Source organism: Enterobacillus tribolii (assembly GCF_003363015.1).
GTDB lineage: Bacteria > Pseudomonadota > Gammaproteobacteria > Enterobacterales > Enterobacteriaceae > Enterobacillus > Enterobacillus tribolii.
The window spans coordinates 1-15376 of sequence record NZ_QRAP01000012.1 but is presented as its reverse complement, the minus strand read 5'-3'; the positions used below and the strand labels follow the sequence as shown (position 1 = coordinate 15376).

The following is a 15376-nucleotide window of genomic DNA, read 5'->3' as shown; positions in this document are numbered from 1 at the left end:
AAAACCAATGCCCTTATTGCCCATGTCCGTTACACCCGCCGATCTGCTTGAAGCAGAAAAAATTATCGAAGGCCACGCCCACCGTACGCCGGTGTTGACGTCATCACAGGCCAACCAGCTCACCGGGGCACAGATTTATTTTAAATGCGAAAACTTCCAGCGCATGGGCGCCTTTAAGTTTCGCGGCGCCTACAACGCCATCAGCCATTTAACGGCAGAGCAGAAGCAGCGCGGCGTAGTCGCCTTTTCCTCCGGCAACCACGCGCAGGCGATGGCGCTGGCCGGTAAGGAGCTCGGCGTATCGGTAACCATCGTAATGCCGCACGACGCCCCGGCGGCCAAGCTGGCCGCGACCCGCGGCTACGGCGCGGAGGTCATTATTTACAACCGTCAGACGGAAGACCGCGAGGCTATCGCCGCCAAACTCGCGGACGAACGCGGGCTGAGCGTCATTCCGCCGTTTAACCATCCTCACGTTATCGCCGGCCAGGGCACTTCAGCGCTGGAGCTGTTTCGTGAAGTCGGCGAGCTGGATTATCTGTTCGTCTGTACCGGCGGCGGCGGGCTGTTATCAGGCTGCGCGCTGGCCGCCCACCACATGGCGCCGGACTGCGTGGTCTACGGCGTGGAGCCGGAAGCCGGCAACGACGTTCAGCAATCGCTGCGCAACGGCGAACGGGTTTCCATCCCGGTGCCCGCCACCATTGCCGACGGCGCGCAAACCCAGTGCGTTGGCGAACTGACATTTCCGATCATCCGCAACTACGTGAAAGATATCCTTACCATCAGCGATCAGCAGTTGTGCAATCAGATGCGCTTCTTTATGGAGCGGATGAAAATGGTCGTGGAGCCTACCGGCTGCCTGGCGGCCAGCGCCGTGATGCAGGGAAATCTGCCGCTTAAGGGCAAGCGCGTCGGCGTGATCATCAGCGGCGGCAACGTCGATGCCGTTTCCTACGCCGATTTCATCCGTCGTGCGGAAGCGCTGCTATGAAAGCGATATTCTCACCCCGTTTGCCACCGCCCGCCGGGCATTATTCCCCGGCGATGCAGAGCGGAAACACGCTCTTCATTTCAGGGCAATTGCCAATCAATGCTGAGGTTACCCAGCCTGCAGGCGATCTCGCAGCTCAGGCGGCGGTCGTTTTCGCGAATATCGATGCGTTACTGGAAGCGGCGGGCACCACTAACGCCAATCTGGTTAACGTGCAGGTCTACCTCGCCGATGTCGCCCTGTGGCCGGAGCTGAACCGGCTGTACGCCGCCTGGCTGGGCGATCACCGCCCAGCCCGCACCGTGGTTCCCTGCCCTGCTCTGCATTACGGCGCATTGCTGGAAGTCAGCGCCGTTGCGGCGCTGTAAAAGAAAAAGGCGCTTACGCGCCTTTTTTCATTCCGTTACGGGCATTATCACCCGGCTACGGCAATACGCTTCATATCGGTCATGTAGCCGCGCAGTTTACGGCCCACAGTTTCGATCGGATGGTTGCGGATCGCTTCGTTGACGTCACGCAGCTGCGCGTTGTCTACGCCGGAAGCGGCAACGGCCTTACCCAGATCGCCGGTTTGCAGGGAATCCATAAACTTTGCCTTCAGCAACGGCACCGCCGCGTTCGCAAACAGATAGTTGCCGTATTCCGCGGTATCGGAAATAACCACGTTCATCTCATACAGACGCTTACGCGCGATGGTGTTGGCAATCAGCGGCAGTTCGTGCAGCGACTCATAGTAAGCGGACTCTTCGATGATGCCGGAATCCACCATGGTTTCGAATGCCAGTTCAACGCCGGCTTTCACCATGGCGATCATCAGTACGCCCTGGTCGAAATAATCCTGCTCGGCGATTTTGCCTTCGTACTGCGGCGCGTTTTCGAATGCGGTTTTGCCGGTTTCTTCACGCCAGGTCAGCAGTTTCACGTCGTCTTCCGCCCAGTCAGCCATCATACCGCTGGAGAAAGCGCCGGAGATAATGTCATCCATATGCTTCTGGAACAGCGGCGCCATGATGGTTTTCAGCTGCTCGGACAGCGCATAAGCACGCAGTTTCGCCGGGTTGGACAGGCGATCCATCATCAGGGTAATGCCGCCCTGCTTCAGCGCTTCGGTGATGGTTTCCCAGCCGAACTGAATCAGTTTTTCCGCGTAGGACGGCTCGGTGCCGTCGGCCACCAGCTTATCGAAGCACAGCAGAGAACCGGCCTGCAGCATACCGCACAGGATCGTCTGCTCGCCCATCAGGTCGGATTTTACTTCCGCAACGAAAGAGGACTCCAGCACGCCAGCACGATGACCGCCGGTTGCCGCAGCCCAGGCTTTGGCAATCGCCATGCCTTCGCCCTTGGGATCGTTTTCCGGGTGAACGGCGATCAGGGTCGGCACGCCGAAACCGCGCTTGTACTCTTCACGCACTTCGGTGCCCGGGCACTTCGGCGCCACCATCACTACGGTGATGTCTTTACGGATTTGCTCGCCGACTTCAACGATGTTGAAACCGTGGGAATACCCCAGCGCTGCGCCGTCTTTCATCAGCGGCTGTACCGCACGTACTACGGCAGAGTGCTGTTTGTCCGGCGTCAGGTTAACTACCAGGTCGGCCTGCGGGATCAGCTCTTCATAGGTGCCGACCTTAAAGCCATTTTCAGTCGCCTTGCGCCAGGAGGCACGCTTCTCCGCGATGGCTTCCGCACGCAGCGCGTACGCCACGTCCAGACCGGAGTCACGCATGTTCAGGCCCTGGTTGAGACCCTGCGCGCCGCAGCCAACGATCACCACTTTTTTCCCTTTCAGGTAGCCGGCCTCATCGGCAAATTCATCCCGCGCCATAAAACGGCACTTGCCCAGTTGCGCCAGCTGCTGACGCAGGTTCAATGTGTTGAAGTAGTTAGCCATCGGTGTGCTCCGTCGTGTTCTGTGTTTGGTTATTATTCTTTCACATCCCCGCCCTGTCTGCCGGGGAAGGTATGAATCCCATCATATGACAGGATCTGTATTGCTTAAATTGATATATTGAGAAGATGTCATTGCATTTTCTGCAACATCATCCGGTATCGTAACTATGGACCTGCGCGATCTGAAACTTTTTCTTCATCTGACCGAAAGCCGTCATTTCGGCCGTACCGCCAAAGCGGTGCACGTCAGCCCGTCCACCCTGTCGCGCCAGATCCAGCGCCTGGAGGAAGAGCTGGGACAGCCGCTGTTCCTGCGCGACAACCGCGATGTGCGGCTTACCGACGCCGGTGAACGGCTGAAAGCCTTCGCCCAGCAAACCCTGCTGCATTACCAGCAACTGCGCAATGCGCTGGGTCAGGCTGGCCCGGCCCTGAGCGGGGAATTGCGTCTGTTCTGTTCGGTGACCGCAGCATACAGCCACCTGCCCGCCATTCTCGACCGCTTCCGCGCCCGTCATCCCCTGGTGGAGATCAAACTCACCACCGGCGACGCCGCCGATGCGGTCAGCAAGGTACAGTCTGATGAGGCCGATCTCGGCATCGCAGGCAGGCCGGAAAGCCTGCCCACCAGCATCGCCTTCACCAAAATCGGCGAGGTGCCGCTGAAGCTGATCGCGCCGGCGCTGCCCTGCCAGGTACGCGAACAGGCCTTACAGGACGATCCGGACTGGTCGCAGATTCCGTTTATCCTGCCCCAGCACGGCCCGTCGCGTAAGCGCATCGACATGTGGTTCCGCCGTCAGCGCATCGTCGCGCCGCAGATTTACGCCACCGTCTCCGGCCATGAGGCTATCGTTTCTATGGTCGCGTTGGGCTGCGGCATCGCGCTGCTGCCGGAGGTGGTGGTCGACAACAGCCCGGAAGCAGTGCGTTCGCGCATTATCATGCTGGATCACGTACCGATGGTCGCGCCGTTTGAACTGGGCGTCGGCGTACAGCGCAAGCGGCTCAGCGAGCCGCTGATTGAAGCGTTCTGGCAAACCTTGCAGGACGCTTCATAGCGGCCGCCGGTATCAGTTTCCCGCCAGGAAGAAGCGGAAAGCCGGGTTCGCCGTCTCTTCGTGGTACTCGTACCCCAGCTCAGCAAGATGGCGATCGAAGCTTGAGTCCTGCTGCGGCAGTTCGAACGCCGCCAGCACCCTGCCATAGTCCATGCCGTGGTTGCGGTAGTGGAACAGCGTGACGTTCCAGTGTGTGCCGAGCGTGTTGAGGAAGCGTATCAACGCCCCCGGCGCTTCGGGAAACTCAAAGCTGAACAACCGCTCCTGCAGCGCCCTGGAAGGACGGCCGCCGACCATATAGCGCACGTGCAGCTTCGCCATTTCGTCGTCGGAGAGATCGATCACCTGATACCCCCCTTCACGCAGGGAAGCGACGATCTCCTGCCGCTCCGCCACGCCGCGCGTCAGACGCACGCCGACGAAAATGCAGGCATTATCCGCATCCGCGTAACGGTAATTGAACTCCGTCACCGCACGGCCGCCCAGCAACTCGCAGAAATTGAGGAAGCTTCCCTTTTGCTCAGGAATGGTCACGGCCAGCAGGGCCTCACGCTGTTCACCCAGCTCGCAACGCTCGGACACGTAACGTAAGCCGTGGAAGTTGAGGTTGGCGCCGGACAATATGTGAGCCAGCCGTTCGCCTTCGATACCGTGCTGCTGCACGTATTTCTTCATCCCGGCCAGCGCCAGCGCGCCCGACGGTTCAGCCACGGCGCGCACGTCTTCGAACAGGTCTTTCACCGCAGCACAGATGGCATCGCCGTCCACGGTAATCACATCGTCCAGATATTCACGGCACAAGCGGAATGTTTCATCGCCGATACGCTTCACCGCCACACCCTCGGCAAACAGCCCGACGCGCGCCAGCTCGACCGGCTGACCGGCATCCAGCGCGGCCTTCAGGCAGGCGGAATCTTCCGCCTCCACGCCGATGACCTTAATCTGCGGCATCAGTTGCTTGATCAACACCGCCACGCCGGCGGCCAGGCCGCCGCCGCCAACGGGAACGAATACCCGATCGAGATGTGCGTCCTGCTGCAACAGTTCCATAGCCAGCGTGCCCTGACCTGCGATCACCAGCGGATGATCGAACGGCGGCACAAAGGTGTAGCCCTGGCTGCGCGCCAGCTCGATGGCATACGTCTTGGCTTCATCGAAGTTAGCGCCGTACAGTACCGCTTCACCGCCGAAGCCACGCACGGCGTCAACCTTGATATCCGCGGTCGCAACCGGCATCACGATCAAGGACTTGATGCCCAGCCGCGATGCGGAAAGCGCCACGCCCTGTGCATGGTTGCCGGCCGACGCCGTCACCACTCCGCGGGCCTTCTGTTCTTCCGTCAGGTTGGCGATCATGTTGTAAGCGCCGCGCAGCTTGAAGCTGTGCACCGGCTGGCGATCTTCGCGTTTCACCAGCACCGTGTTGCCCAGGCGCTCGGAAACTTTCTCCATCACTTCCAGCGGCGTGATTTGCGCCGCCTCATATACCGGCGCGCGCAGCACCGCACGCAGATACTCCGCCCCGCAGGGTTGCGCGGAGAGAGGTTGTGATTCCGCCATGGTTCTTAGCCTCCCAGCTTACTTTTATCACGCACGGCGCCTTTGTCGGCGCTGGTCGCCAGGCTGGCGTAGGCCCGCAGGGCGAAAGAAACCTGACGTTCACGTTGCTTCGGCGTCCAGGCCGCATCGCCGCGCGCCTCTTCACGCTCACGACGCTGCGCCAGCTCGGTGTCGCTCACTTCCAGGCGGATGGTGCGTCCCGGAATATCGATGTCGATGATATCACCGTCCTGAACCAGGCCGATGGTGCCGCCGTTAGCCGCTTCCGGCGAAGCATGGCCGATGGACAGCCCGGACGTCCCGCCGGAGAAACGGCCGTCGGTGATCAGGGCGCAGCTCTTACCCAGCCCCATCGATTTCAGGAAAGAGGTCGGGTACAGCATTTCCTGCATGCCGGGGCCGCCTTTCGGGCCTTCGTAACGGATGACGACCACATCGCCGGCCACTACTTTACCGCCCAGAATCGCCTCAACGGCGTCTTCCTGGCTTTCATACACTTTGACCGGGCCGCGGAATTTCAGGCTGCCTTCATCCACGCCTGCCGTTTTCACGATGCAGCCGTCTTCCGCCAGATTACCGTACAGCACGGCCAATCCGCCGTCCTGGCTGTATGCATACTCACGGGAGCGGATGCAGCCCTCGCGGCGGTCGGTGTCGAGTGAATCCCAGCGACACTCCTGCGAAAACGCCTGCGTGGTGCGGATACCCGCCGGGCCGGCGGAATACATTTTTTTCACGCCTTCGTCGCGGGTCTGCATGATGTCATAGGCTTCCAGCGTCTGCGGCAGCGTCATGCCCAGCACGTTATTGACGTCGCGGTTCAGCAGACCGGCGCGATCCAGCTCGCCCAGGATGCCGATCACCCCGCCCGCGCGGTGGACGTCTTCCATATGATATTTCTGCGTACTCGGCGCCACTTTGCACAGGTTGGGGACCTTGCGCGACAGGCGGTCGATGTCCGACATGGTGAAGTCCACCTCGCCTTCCTGCGCCGCCGCCAGCAGGTGCAGTACCGTATTGGTGGAGCCGCCCATGGCGATATCCAGCGTCATCGCGTTTTCGAACGCGGCCTTGCTGGCGATGTTGCGCGGCAGCACCCGCGCGTCGTCCTGCTCGTAGTAACGTTTGGTCAGCTCCACAATGCGCTTGCCGGCGTTCAGGAACAGCGTCTTACGATCGGCATGGGTCGCCAGCAGGGAGCCGTTGCCCGGCTGGGACAGGCCCAGGGCTTCGGTCAGGCAGTTCATCGAGTTGGCGGTGAACATGCCGGAACAGGAGCCGCAGGTCGGGCAGGCGGAGCGTTCCACCTCGTTGCTCTGCTCATCGCTGACGTTGGGGTTGGCGCCCTGGATCATGGCGTCGATCAGATCCAGCTTGATGATCTGATCGGACAGTTTGGTCTTTCCGGCTTCCATCGGACCGCCGGAAACGAAAATCACCGGAATATTGAGGCGCAGAGAGGCCATCAGCATCCCGGGGGTAATTTTGTCGCAGTTGGAAATGCATACCATGGCGTCGGCGCAGTGCGCATTCACCATGTACTCCACCGAGTCGGCGATCAGCTCGCGCGACGGCAGTGAATAGAGCATGCCGCCATGCCCCATGGCGATGCCGTCATCCACCGCGATGGTGTTGAACTCTTTCGCCACACCGCCGGACGCCTCAATCTGTTCGGCCACCAGTTTGCCCAGATCGCGCAGATGCACGTGGCCCGGTACGAACTGGGTAAATGAGTTAACCACCGCGATAATGGGTTTGCCGAAATCGGCGTCGGTCATCCCCGTGGCGCGCCACAGGGCGCGGGCGCCGGCCATATTACGGCCGTGCGTTGTGGTGGCGGAACGATACTTGGGCATGCTCACTTCACTCCTGCATTCGGAACCGCAGGCGGGGAACGTGCCGCCGGCGGTTCGTTTTGGTATTAATACATTTTTTGAAAAATGACCCTGTCTTGCGCGAACGGCTTACTGATTGATCGGATCCAGCCAGCCCCACTTGTCTTCGGTTTTGCCGCTGAACAGGCCGAAGAATGCCTGCTGAACGCGCTTGGTGATCGGACCGCAACGACCGATGCCGATTTCAATGCCGTCTACGCTGCGTACCGGCGTGATTTCCGCCGCAGTACCGGACATAAAGACTTCGTCGGCCAGATAGAGCGCTTCGCGCGCCAGAACCTGCTCACGCACTTCAATGCCGGCATCTTTCGCCAGCGTGATGATGGCGTCGCGGGTGATGCCCGGCAGCGCGGCGGAGGTGAACGGCGGGGTAAACAGAATGCCGTTTTTCACCATAAACAGGTTTTCGCCGGCGCCTTCGGAAACATAGCCGTGAACATCCAGGGCAATCCCTTCCTGATAACCGTGACGGCGTGCTTCAGAACCCACCAGCAGGGAAGAAAGATAGTTACCGCCCGCCTTGGCGCCGGTCGGAATGGTGTTCGGCGCAGCGCGGTTCCAGGAGGTGATCTGCGCGTCGATGCCGGCATCCAGCGCATCTTCACCCAGATAAGCGCCCCACGGGAACGCGGCGATGATCACGTCGGTGTTGTAACCCGCAGGCGGGTTAACGCCCATACCGACATCGCCGATAAACACCAGCGGACGAATGTAGGCGCTGCCCAGATTGTTTTTACGCAACGTCTCGCGACAGGCAGCCATCAGCTCGTCCACGCTGTAAGAAACCGGCATCCGGTAGATTTTGGCGGAATCACGCAGGCGCTGCATGTGTTCGCGGTGGCGGAAGACGGCCGGGCCGTTGTTCGTCTCGTAGCAACGCACGCCCTCGAACACCGACGTCCCGTAATGCAACGCGTGGGACATCACGTGAACCTTCGCCTCCCCCCACGGAACCATTTCCCCGTTAAACCAGATGTAATCAGCTTTCTTGGTGGTCATTCTTCTGTTCCTTGTCGCGTCTGTGCGCGTAAATTGTTGTGTTTAGTGTTAACAAGCTGCCTGTTGGCGTAGTGTTGCAGAATGCCGGACCTCAACGCAGGCGACATCCATCAGTTTATTCAGTTGCGACGACAGTAACCCGACCGGGCGCGGACTGGCCACCGTGAGTTCGATACTAACATTATCCGAATCATGTACCGGAACCATATTCATAGCACAGACCCGAAAACCGCGATGACGGACCACTCGCAATACGCGCTCCAGCGTTTCGGGGCGGAAACGGGCCTGGATGGACAACTGATGCTGCGGGCTGACTTCGTTCATCATGATACTTTCTCCAACATAGATTCATTGCCAGCTCCCGGCGGCACCAGCGGCCAGACATTCTCCAGCTCGTCGATCGCTACCTGAAGCAAATAAGGGCCATCGCTGTTGATCAGCGCATCCAGCGCCGCATCCACCTGGTCCTTGCGGGTGATGCGCTGGCCGGGAATGCCGAAGGCGCTGGCCAGCACCAGAAAATCGGGGTTATCGGACAGGTTCGTTTCGCTGTACCGTCCGTCGAAAAACAGCTGTTGCCACTGACGCACCATGCCCAGGCGCTGGTTGTCCAGCAGCACGATCTTCAGCGGCAGTTGTTTGCGTTTGATGGTGCCCAGCTCCTGAACGTTCATCATGAAAGAACCATCGCCGGACACGCAGAACACGCTGTCATCAGGGCGGGCGACCTGCGCGCCGACCGCAGCGGGAATGCCGAAGCCCATCGTGCCCAGCCCGCTGGAGGTGATGAAATTCTCCGGGCGGGAAACCGTCATGTGCTGCGCCGCCCACATCTGATGCTGCCCAACATCGGTGGTGACTACCGCGTTGGCTGGTAAACGCTCTGAAAGCTGCTTCAGCAGCAGCGGGGCATAGATGGCCTCGCCGGGATGATCGTAGCGCCAGGCATGTTCGGTTTTCAGCGCCTGTACGCGCGCCTGCCATTCGGCGATCTCCATCGGCTGCGCTAACGCAGGCAGCATGTCGCGCAGGTCGCCGCACAGTTCGACGTGTACCTGGCGCAGTTTGTTGATTTCCGCCGGGTCGATATCCATGTGGATCACCCTGGCATGAGGCGCGAACGCGTTCAGCAGGCCCGTTACGCGGTCGTCAAAGCGGGCGCCGACGGCGATCAGCAGGTCACATTCCTGTACCGCCAGGTTTGCCGCCTTGGTGCCGTGCATGCCCAGCATGCCCATGTAACCCGGGTCCGTCGCATCGGGCGCGCCCAACCCTTTCAGGGTGACGACCGACGGGATGCCTGTCGCCGCAATGAAGTCGCGCAGCGCAGGAACGGCGCGCGCCATACCGACGCCGCCACCGGCGTACACCACCGGCTTATGCGCCGTCGCCAGCATTTCGCGCGCCTGCTGCAACTGACTGGGACAGCAGGCCGCAACATCGGCGACCGGCGTCAGGCGGGTGGGAATGTCGCCCTGCGCCAGCTGGATGTCTTTCGGGATGTCGATCAGCACCGGGCCGGGACGGCCGCTGGTTGCGATGGCGAAAGCCTCCGCCATGATTTCCGGCAATGACTCCAGCGAGTCAACCAGAAAGCTGTGCTTGGTGCAGGCCAGTGACAGGCCAAGGACATCGATCTCCTGAAAGGCATCGGTACCGATCAGGGCGGAGCCGACCTGGCCGGTGATGGCGACAACGGGAACAGAATCCAGCAAGGCATCGGCCAAACCGGTGATCAGGTTGGTGGCGCCGGGGCCGGATGTCGCAATGCATACGCCGACTTTCCCCGTTGCTCTGGCATAACCGATGGCGGCAATCGCGGCGCCCTGCTCATGCCGGCACAGCAGGTGTTCTACGCCGCCGTCGTACAATGCATCGTATACCGGCATGATTGCGCCGCCCGGATAACCGAAAACCTTGTCCACGCCCTGTGCCCGCAATGTTTGTACCACCCACTGTGCGCCATTCATAGTTTATCTCCCCGCTTCTCCGGCGGAATTACAGAATTTTATGCTAAAAACCATTACTCCCCCTGCTCACTGTTTCTTTATGCCAAAAAAAACCCCCGGACCTTTCGGTGCGGGGGTTCTCGTTTGATTCAGGCTTGATTTTTAAGCCTTTCTTCGTCCAAGTGCAGCCCCGCACGGTGTGATAATAATCACGACCACGCTAATCACGACTAGGCTGAGGAGTTGGACGAGTTTGTTCATATTCAGGGTGTTCTGCTATCTCTAATCGAACGAATACCTAAAGAGGTATCACAGTTTTTCGTCTTCTGACAATACTTTTTTTACGCCGGCATTCGGCCAATGGCCGGATGCCGCTGACTATTGTAATGATTAATCAGGATTTTATTACCAATCCCGTACCAGAATTATTTCCGCTCAGTGAAGCGCCCCGCGTATCGCGCCCGAAGAAAACCAGCAATGCGATCACGATCGCAACCGTACCGGCGATGATCGCCATCGCCAAGCCATAATTTTGCCCATGATGTTCCGCAATGGTTGCCTGCAACGTGGCGTTCACGGAAGCAATCAGGTTCCCCAGCTGATAGACGAACCCCGGCAGCACCGCGCGGGTATTGGCGGGCACCAGCTCGTTGAGGTAGGTCGGAATAACGCCCCATGCGCCCTGAACCATAAACTGCATCAGGAAAGCCCCGATGCCCAGCGCCAGCGAACCACCGGAGAATGCCCACAGCGGAATCACCGGCAGAGCCAGCAACGCCGCAATGATGATGGCTTTTTTACGCCCGATTTTTTCTGACAGAGTGCCGAAAAAGATCCCGCCCAGAATAGAGGCGATATTGTAGGAAATAGCAATAATGCTGATGGTTTTTGGATCAAACCCATGCTGCGTTTTCAGAAAAGTCGGGTAGAGATCCTGCGTACCGTGGCTGAAAAAGTTAAATGCGGCCATCAGCAACACCAGATAAATACACAGTTTCCAGTGGCTTTTCAGCACCGGCAACAAGGCGGTGCTCTCTTTACGGGCGCGCGCGGCCAGCCATACCGGAGACTCCGGAACTTTGAAATAGATAAACGGCAGTAACAGAACCGGCACCGCGCCGATGATGAACATGCCGCGCCAGCCAATCAGTTCAAACAAGGCGCCGTACGCGACCGCCGCCAGCAGGTAACCGAAGGGGTAGCCCGCCTGGAAAACCCCCGACATCAGGCCGCGTGAGCGGTCCGGTATCGTCTCCATCGCCAGTGAGGAGGCAATGCCCCAAATACCGCCCATTGCAACGCCGTAAAGCACGCGCAGCAGCAAAAATATGGAAAGATTAGGCGCCGCTGCGGAAAGTAATTCGAAAGCGGAGAAAAACAGAATATTCAGCATCAGGATCGGCTTACGGCCAAACCTCTCCGCTGCGCGTCCAAACAACAGCGCGCCGATCGGACGGACCGCCAGCGTCAGCAGAATCGCCAGCGTCACCTGCTCCATACCAACGCTGAACGCCTGGGCAATTTCGCTAAGCAGGAATACCAGAACAAAGAAATCGAAGGCATCCAGAGTCCAGCTCAGGAAGCACGCTATCGCAACATTGCGTTGCTGGCTTGACCAACCAAACATTATTCATCCCTACCGTAGTGTACGGGGTATATCATTATTTGCGCATCACAGTTGTTACGGTGAATGTCTTTTTGTATTACAAATGTTAAATATACCCCTCTCAATAACGAGGACAAGTCGTTAGCAGGCTAACATTGTTACCTTTGTGACTATTTTGTTAAGTTTTATTTCTCGCTTGCATTTTCCCGCACAAAATCAATCAGCAAGCTTTTCGTTGCATCTTCTCTTTGCGCACCCTTGCGCAAAAAACAAATCCGGGCAGTGCCCGGCCCGTACGGCTGCGCCATGATAGCCGCGGGCAAAAGGGAGAAGAAAAACGATGGCACTGGCATTGGTAAACACCCGGGCTTCGATTGGTATGCAGGCGCCGGTGGTCAGTATTGAGGTACATATCAGTAACGGGCTTCCCTGCTTCACGTTGGTGGGGCTGCCGGAAGCGACGGTCAAAGAGGCGCGGGATCGGGTGCGCAGCGCCATTATCAACTGCGGCTTTACGTTTCCCGCCAAGCGAATTACCGTCAACCTGGCGCCGGCGGATTTGCCGAAAGAAGGCGGGCGCTATGACCTGCCCATCGCCCTGGCGATTTTAATCGCGTCAGAACAACTCCCGCAGGATACCGCCAACGAGTTTGAGTTCCTGGGGGAGCTGGCCTTGTCCGGCGCGCTGCGCGGCGTTAAGGGCGCGATTCCGGCGGCCATCGAGACTTACAGACAAAAACGACGGCTGATCCTTTCAACAGAAAATGCTGCGGAACTGGCGCTTATCCCTGACTCTCCGCATTTGGTCGCAGAACATCTGCTGCAGGTTTGCGCCTTCCTGCGCCGGGAAACGACGCTGAGCACACCGGTACGGGAAACTGAAACCGGCGATGATGTCGCTCCCCCGGATATGAAAGATCTTATCGGCCAGGAACAGGCGCGAAGGGCGCTGGAGGTCGCCGCAACGGGCGGACACAACTTGCTGTTGCTGGGGCCGCCGGGAACGGGAAAAACCATGCTCGCCAGCCGCCTGACCGGCATACTGCCCGATTTGACGCCTGAAGAGGCGCTGGAGAACGCCGCCATTACCAGCCTGACCCACACCTCCCCTGGTGCGAAAAATTGGCTTCAGAGGCCGTTCAGAGCGCCACATCACAGCGCATCGATGGCGGCGCTGGTCGGTGGCGGAAGCTTGCCCCGGCCCGGTGAGGTTTCGCTGGCGCATAACGGCGTGTTATTTCTGGATGAATTACCCGAATTTGAACGCCGCGCGCTGGACGCCCTGCGGGAGCCGCTGGAAGCCGGAGAAATTATTATTTCCCGTTCCGTCGCCAAAGTTTGTTTTCCTGCCAGGGTGCAGCTTGTAGCGGCAATGAACCCCAGTCCGACGGGACATTACAAAGGCACACACGTTCGGACGCCGCCACAGCAGGTGCTGCGTTACCTGGCGAAGCTGTCAGGGCCATTTTTGGATCGCTTTGATATTTCGATTGAAGTCCCTCTGCTACCGACCGGCGTGCTGAGCGCCCAAAAGCGTTGCGGCGAAGCGAGCGAGCAGATCCGGCAAAAGGTGCTCACGGCACGGGCGTATCAGTATGCCCGCTCAGGCGTGCTGAATGCGCACCTGCAGGGCGCCGTCATGGATGAGGTCTGTCGTTTGGATGAACAAGACGCGCAGTTTCTTGAACACGCGCTGACCAAGCTTGGTCTGTCCGTGCGGGCATGGCACAGGATCCTGAGAGTTGCCCGCACGATTGCGGACCTGGAAGGAAACCGGACTATCCGCCGCCATCATCTTGCTGAAGCGCTCAGCTACCGTTCAATGGACAGGTTGTTACAACAACTCCACCGGGCGCTGGCATAAGAAACGGGACCCGCAGGTCCCGTTTCTTATTAATCATCGCTGTCGCTGTATTCTTCCACCGCATCCATCTGCGGTTTACCGCCGGAAAGCGTGTGGAAGCGCTTAGGACGACGAATTCGTGCAAGATACTTTATCCACACTTTTTCAGCCTCGGTAGCCGGCTCACGCTCGCCACGGCAAACGGCAACAAAAAGGGTTTCCTCTTCCGTCTGCGGTTCACGTTTCCCCAGATCCAGCTCATTAAACGCATTACCGCAACGCTCCAGTAACTGAGCTTCTTTAATGGTGAAATCACCATGGCGTGAAAAACCACGCGGGTAATGTTTGTTGTCGAAAAAACGATGAGTAGTGTTGAAGCTTTCCGCCATCTGACACGCTCCTAATTCTTTTATGGCCGTGCTATTTATGGCGCGGAGTATTAGATAGGCTTGACAGCGTGTAAAACAAAAGATTTAAATCGTGACGATAATTTATTTTTGGAGATGGACGTGGATACCGAATTGTTGAAAACCTTTCTGGAAGTCAGCCGGACGCGCCACTTTGGTCAGGCGGCTGAAACGCTTTATCTGACCCAGTCAGCCGTCAGTTCCCGTATCCGGCAGTTGGAAACACAATTGGGCGTCAACTTATTTACACGTCACCGTAACAATATCCAGATGACAGACGCGGGCGAACGCCTGCTCCCCTATGCCGAAATGTTGATAACTACCTGGTTATTGGCGAAAAAGGAGGTCCAGAACAGCCCGCAGCACAAGGAGTTGTCCATTGGCGCTGCGCCCCTGCTTTGGGAGTCGCTGCTTACGGAATGGCTACAGGATATTTACCGCCAATTTCCCGGCATTCAACTTGAAGCAAGGATCGGGCAGCGCCAGACACATGTAAAACAACTGCATGAGCGTACGCTTGACCTGCTGATAGCTACGGAATATCCAAAGATGGATGAGCTTTCCGCACGCAAGATCGGTGAACTTGTTTTACAGCTTTTTACAAGCGATCACGGAAAGAAAAAGGCATTGCCGTTCATTCGTCTTGACTGGGGTGCTGATTTTACAGCCCCGGAGGGTGAATGGATAAACAATGAAAAGCAGGCGGAGTTAACCACTTCCTCCGTGATATTGGCTGGAAAGATTATGGAAGCCATCGGCGGAAAAGCGTTTCTTCCCAGTCGTATGGGACGGAAGTTACCGCACGTCACCCCAGACGAACACGTCCGTATCGTACGCCCTATTTACGCCGTATGGCTGCACAATAGCGATCGGGGGCAGGAGATCAGCAGCCTGTTAAGCATGCCGTTAAAGGATGCTGCCGGCTGAATTCCGGCATAAAAAAAAGCCTTCCGCACATGCGAAAGGCTCTATATTTGGCAGGGGCGGAGAGACTCGAACTCCCAACACCCGGTTTTGGAGACCGGTGCTCTACCAATTGAACTACGCCCCTAAGGCTTATATTTTTACTAATTAAGTGGCGGAACGGACGGGACTCGAACCCGCGACCCCCTGCGTGACAGGCAGGTATTCTAACCAACTGAACTACCGCTCCACCGTATTTCTTTTCA

Annotated in this window: 14 protein-coding genes and 2 tRNA genes; 5 read left to right on the top strand and 11 right to left on the bottom strand. The window is 58.3% G+C overall.

The features are described from left to right. Positions 1–7 precede the first annotated feature (7 nt). The gene (locus C8D90_RS19230; protein ID WP_115460091.1) at positions 8–994 is read left to right on the top strand and encodes a threo-3-hydroxy-L-aspartate ammonia-lyase; all 987 of its coding nucleotides are present in this window, start codon (positions 8–10) and stop codon (positions 992–994) included. After that, a complete protein-coding gene (locus C8D90_RS19225; RefSeq protein WP_115460090.1) occupies positions 991–1362 on the top strand; it encodes a RidA family protein in 372 nt (123 codons plus the stop codon). The genes C8D90_RS19230 and C8D90_RS19225 overlap by 4 nt, the downstream gene beginning before the upstream one ends. A 47-nt stretch (positions 1363–1409) precedes the next feature. On the opposite strand, the gene ilvC is transcribed toward C8D90_RS19225, so the two are convergent. Next, the gene (gene ilvC, locus C8D90_RS19220; protein WP_115460089.1) at positions 1410–2888 is read right to left on the bottom strand and encodes a ketol-acid reductoisomerase; all 1479 of its coding nucleotides are present in this window, start codon (positions 2886–2888) and stop codon (positions 1410–1412) included. A 166-nt stretch (positions 2889–3054) separates the two neighbouring features. Here ilvC and ilvY point away from each other — a divergent pair, with 166 nt between their 5' ends. Continuing rightward, positions 3055–3948, top strand: coding sequence for an HTH-type transcriptional activator IlvY (gene ilvY, locus C8D90_RS19215; protein WP_115460088.1), 894 nt, complete (start codon positions 3055–3057; stop codon positions 3946–3948). Between the two features lie 12 nt (positions 3949–3960). Here ilvY and ilvA read toward each other — a convergent pair whose 3' ends face one another. The 7 genes from ilvA to C8D90_RS19180 all read right to left on the bottom strand — a co-directional run bounded on the left by ilvA (position 3961) and on the right by C8D90_RS19180 (position 11978). Continuing rightward, positions 3961–5508, bottom strand: coding sequence for a threonine ammonia-lyase, biosynthetic (gene ilvA, locus C8D90_RS19210; protein ID WP_115460087.1), 1548 nt, complete (start codon positions 5506–5508; stop codon positions 3961–3963). A gap of 5 nt (positions 5509–5513) precedes the next feature. Next, complete coding sequence (gene ilvD, locus C8D90_RS19205) at positions 5514–7364, bottom strand: dihydroxy-acid dehydratase (protein ID WP_115460086.1); 1851 nt, start codon at positions 7362–7364, stop codon at positions 5514–5516. A gap of 108 nt (positions 7365–7472) precedes the next feature. Beyond that, a complete protein-coding gene (locus C8D90_RS19200) occupies positions 7473–8402 on the bottom strand; it encodes a branched-chain amino acid transaminase (protein ID WP_115460085.1) in 930 nt (309 codons plus the stop codon). A gap of 48 nt (positions 8403–8450) precedes the next feature. Beyond that, entirely contained in the window at positions 8451–8729 is a 279-nt protein-coding gene (gene ilvM, locus C8D90_RS19195; RefSeq protein ID WP_376744991.1) for an acetolactate synthase 2 small subunit, read from the bottom strand. Beyond that, a complete protein-coding gene (gene ilvG, locus C8D90_RS19190) occupies positions 8726–10372 on the bottom strand; it encodes an acetolactate synthase 2 catalytic subunit (protein WP_115460084.1) in 1647 nt (548 codons plus the stop codon). The genes ilvM and ilvG overlap by 4 nt, the downstream gene beginning before the upstream one ends. 141 nt (positions 10373–10513) lie before the next feature. After that, on the bottom strand, positions 10514–10612 hold the full coding sequence (ilvL, locus tag C8D90_RS19185; RefSeq protein ID WP_115460083.1) for an ilv operon leader peptide: 99 nt from the start codon (positions 10610–10612) through the stop codon (positions 10514–10516). Positions 10613–10745: 133 nt separating this feature from the next. Then, entirely contained in the window at positions 10746–11978 is a 1233-nt protein-coding gene (locus tag C8D90_RS19180; RefSeq protein ID WP_115460082.1) for an MFS transporter, read from the bottom strand. Positions 11979–12297: 319 nt separating this feature from the next. Between C8D90_RS19180 and C8D90_RS19175 the strand changes: the two genes are divergently transcribed. Next, positions 12298–13821 (top strand): YifB family Mg chelatase-like AAA ATPase, encoded by a 1524-nt coding sequence (locus tag C8D90_RS19175; RefSeq protein WP_115460081.1) that lies wholly within the window; start codon positions 12298–12300, stop codon positions 13819–13821. 29 nt (positions 13822–13850) lie between these two features. On the opposite strand, the gene C8D90_RS19170 is transcribed toward C8D90_RS19175, so the two are convergent. Further along, a complete protein-coding gene (locus C8D90_RS19170) occupies positions 13851–14189 on the bottom strand; it encodes a DUF413 domain-containing protein (RefSeq protein ID WP_115460080.1) in 339 nt (112 codons plus the stop codon). Between the two features lie 120 nt (positions 14190–14309). Here C8D90_RS19170 and hdfR point away from each other — a divergent pair, with 120 nt between their 5' ends. After that, the gene (gene hdfR, locus C8D90_RS19165) at positions 14310–15134 is read left to right on the top strand and encodes an HTH-type transcriptional regulator HdfR (protein ID WP_115460173.1); all 825 of its coding nucleotides are present in this window, start codon (positions 14310–14312) and stop codon (positions 15132–15134) included. 48 nt (positions 15135–15182) lie between these two features. On the opposite strand, the gene C8D90_RS19160 is transcribed toward hdfR, so the two are convergent. After that, positions 15183–15258 (bottom strand) — tRNA-Trp (locus tag C8D90_RS19160). Between the two features lie 25 nt (positions 15259–15283). Beyond that, a tRNA-Asp gene (locus tag C8D90_RS19155) sits at positions 15284–15360 on the bottom strand. Between the last annotated feature and the right edge of the window lie 16 nt (positions 15361–15376).

Bases quoted from the DNA above. Each gene is read 5' to 3' on its own strand.
- ilvG (WP_115460084.1), bottom strand. From the start codon at position 10,372: ATGAATGGCGCACAGTGGGTGGTACAAACATTGCGGGCACAGGGCGTG.
- ilvA (WP_115460087.1), bottom strand. From the start codon at position 5,508: ATGGCGGAATCACAACCTCTCTCCGCGCAACCCTGCGGGGCGGAGTAT.
- C8D90_RS19175 (WP_115460081.1), top strand. From the start codon at position 12,298: ATGGCACTGGCATTGGTAAACACCCGGGCTTCGATTGGTATGCAGGCG.
- C8D90_RS19170 (WP_115460080.1), bottom strand. From the start codon at position 14,189: ATGGCGGAAAGCTTCAACACTACTCATCGTTTTTTCGACAACAAACAT.
- C8D90_RS19230 (WP_115460091.1), top strand. From the start codon at position 8: ATGCCCTTATTGCCCATGTCCGTTACACCCGCCGATCTGCTTGAAGCA.
- C8D90_RS19200 (WP_115460085.1), bottom strand. From the start codon at position 8,402: ATGACCACCAAGAAAGCTGATTACATCTGGTTTAACGGGGAAATGGTT.
- C8D90_RS19180 (WP_115460082.1), bottom strand. From the start codon at position 11,978: ATGTTTGGTTGGTCAAGCCAGCAACGCAATGTTGCGATAGCGTGCTTC.
- ilvM (WP_376744991.1), bottom strand. From the start codon at position 8,729: ATGATGAACGAAGTCAGCCCGCAGCATCAGTTGTCCATCCAGGCCCGT.
- C8D90_RS19225 (WP_115460090.1), top strand. From the start codon at position 991: ATGAAAGCGATATTCTCACCCCGTTTGCCACCGCCCGCCGGGCATTAT.
- ilvC (WP_115460089.1), bottom strand. From the start codon at position 2,888: ATGGCTAACTACTTCAACACATTGAACCTGCGTCAGCAGCTGGCGCAA.
- ilvL (WP_115460083.1), bottom strand. From the start codon at position 10,612: ATGAACAAACTCGTCCAACTCCTCAGCCTAGTCGTGATTAGCGTGGTC.
- ilvD (WP_115460086.1), bottom strand. From the start codon at position 7,364: ATGCCCAAGTATCGTTCCGCCACCACAACGCACGGCCGTAATATGGCC.
- ilvY (WP_115460088.1), top strand. From the start codon at position 3,055: ATGGACCTGCGCGATCTGAAACTTTTTCTTCATCTGACCGAAAGCCGT.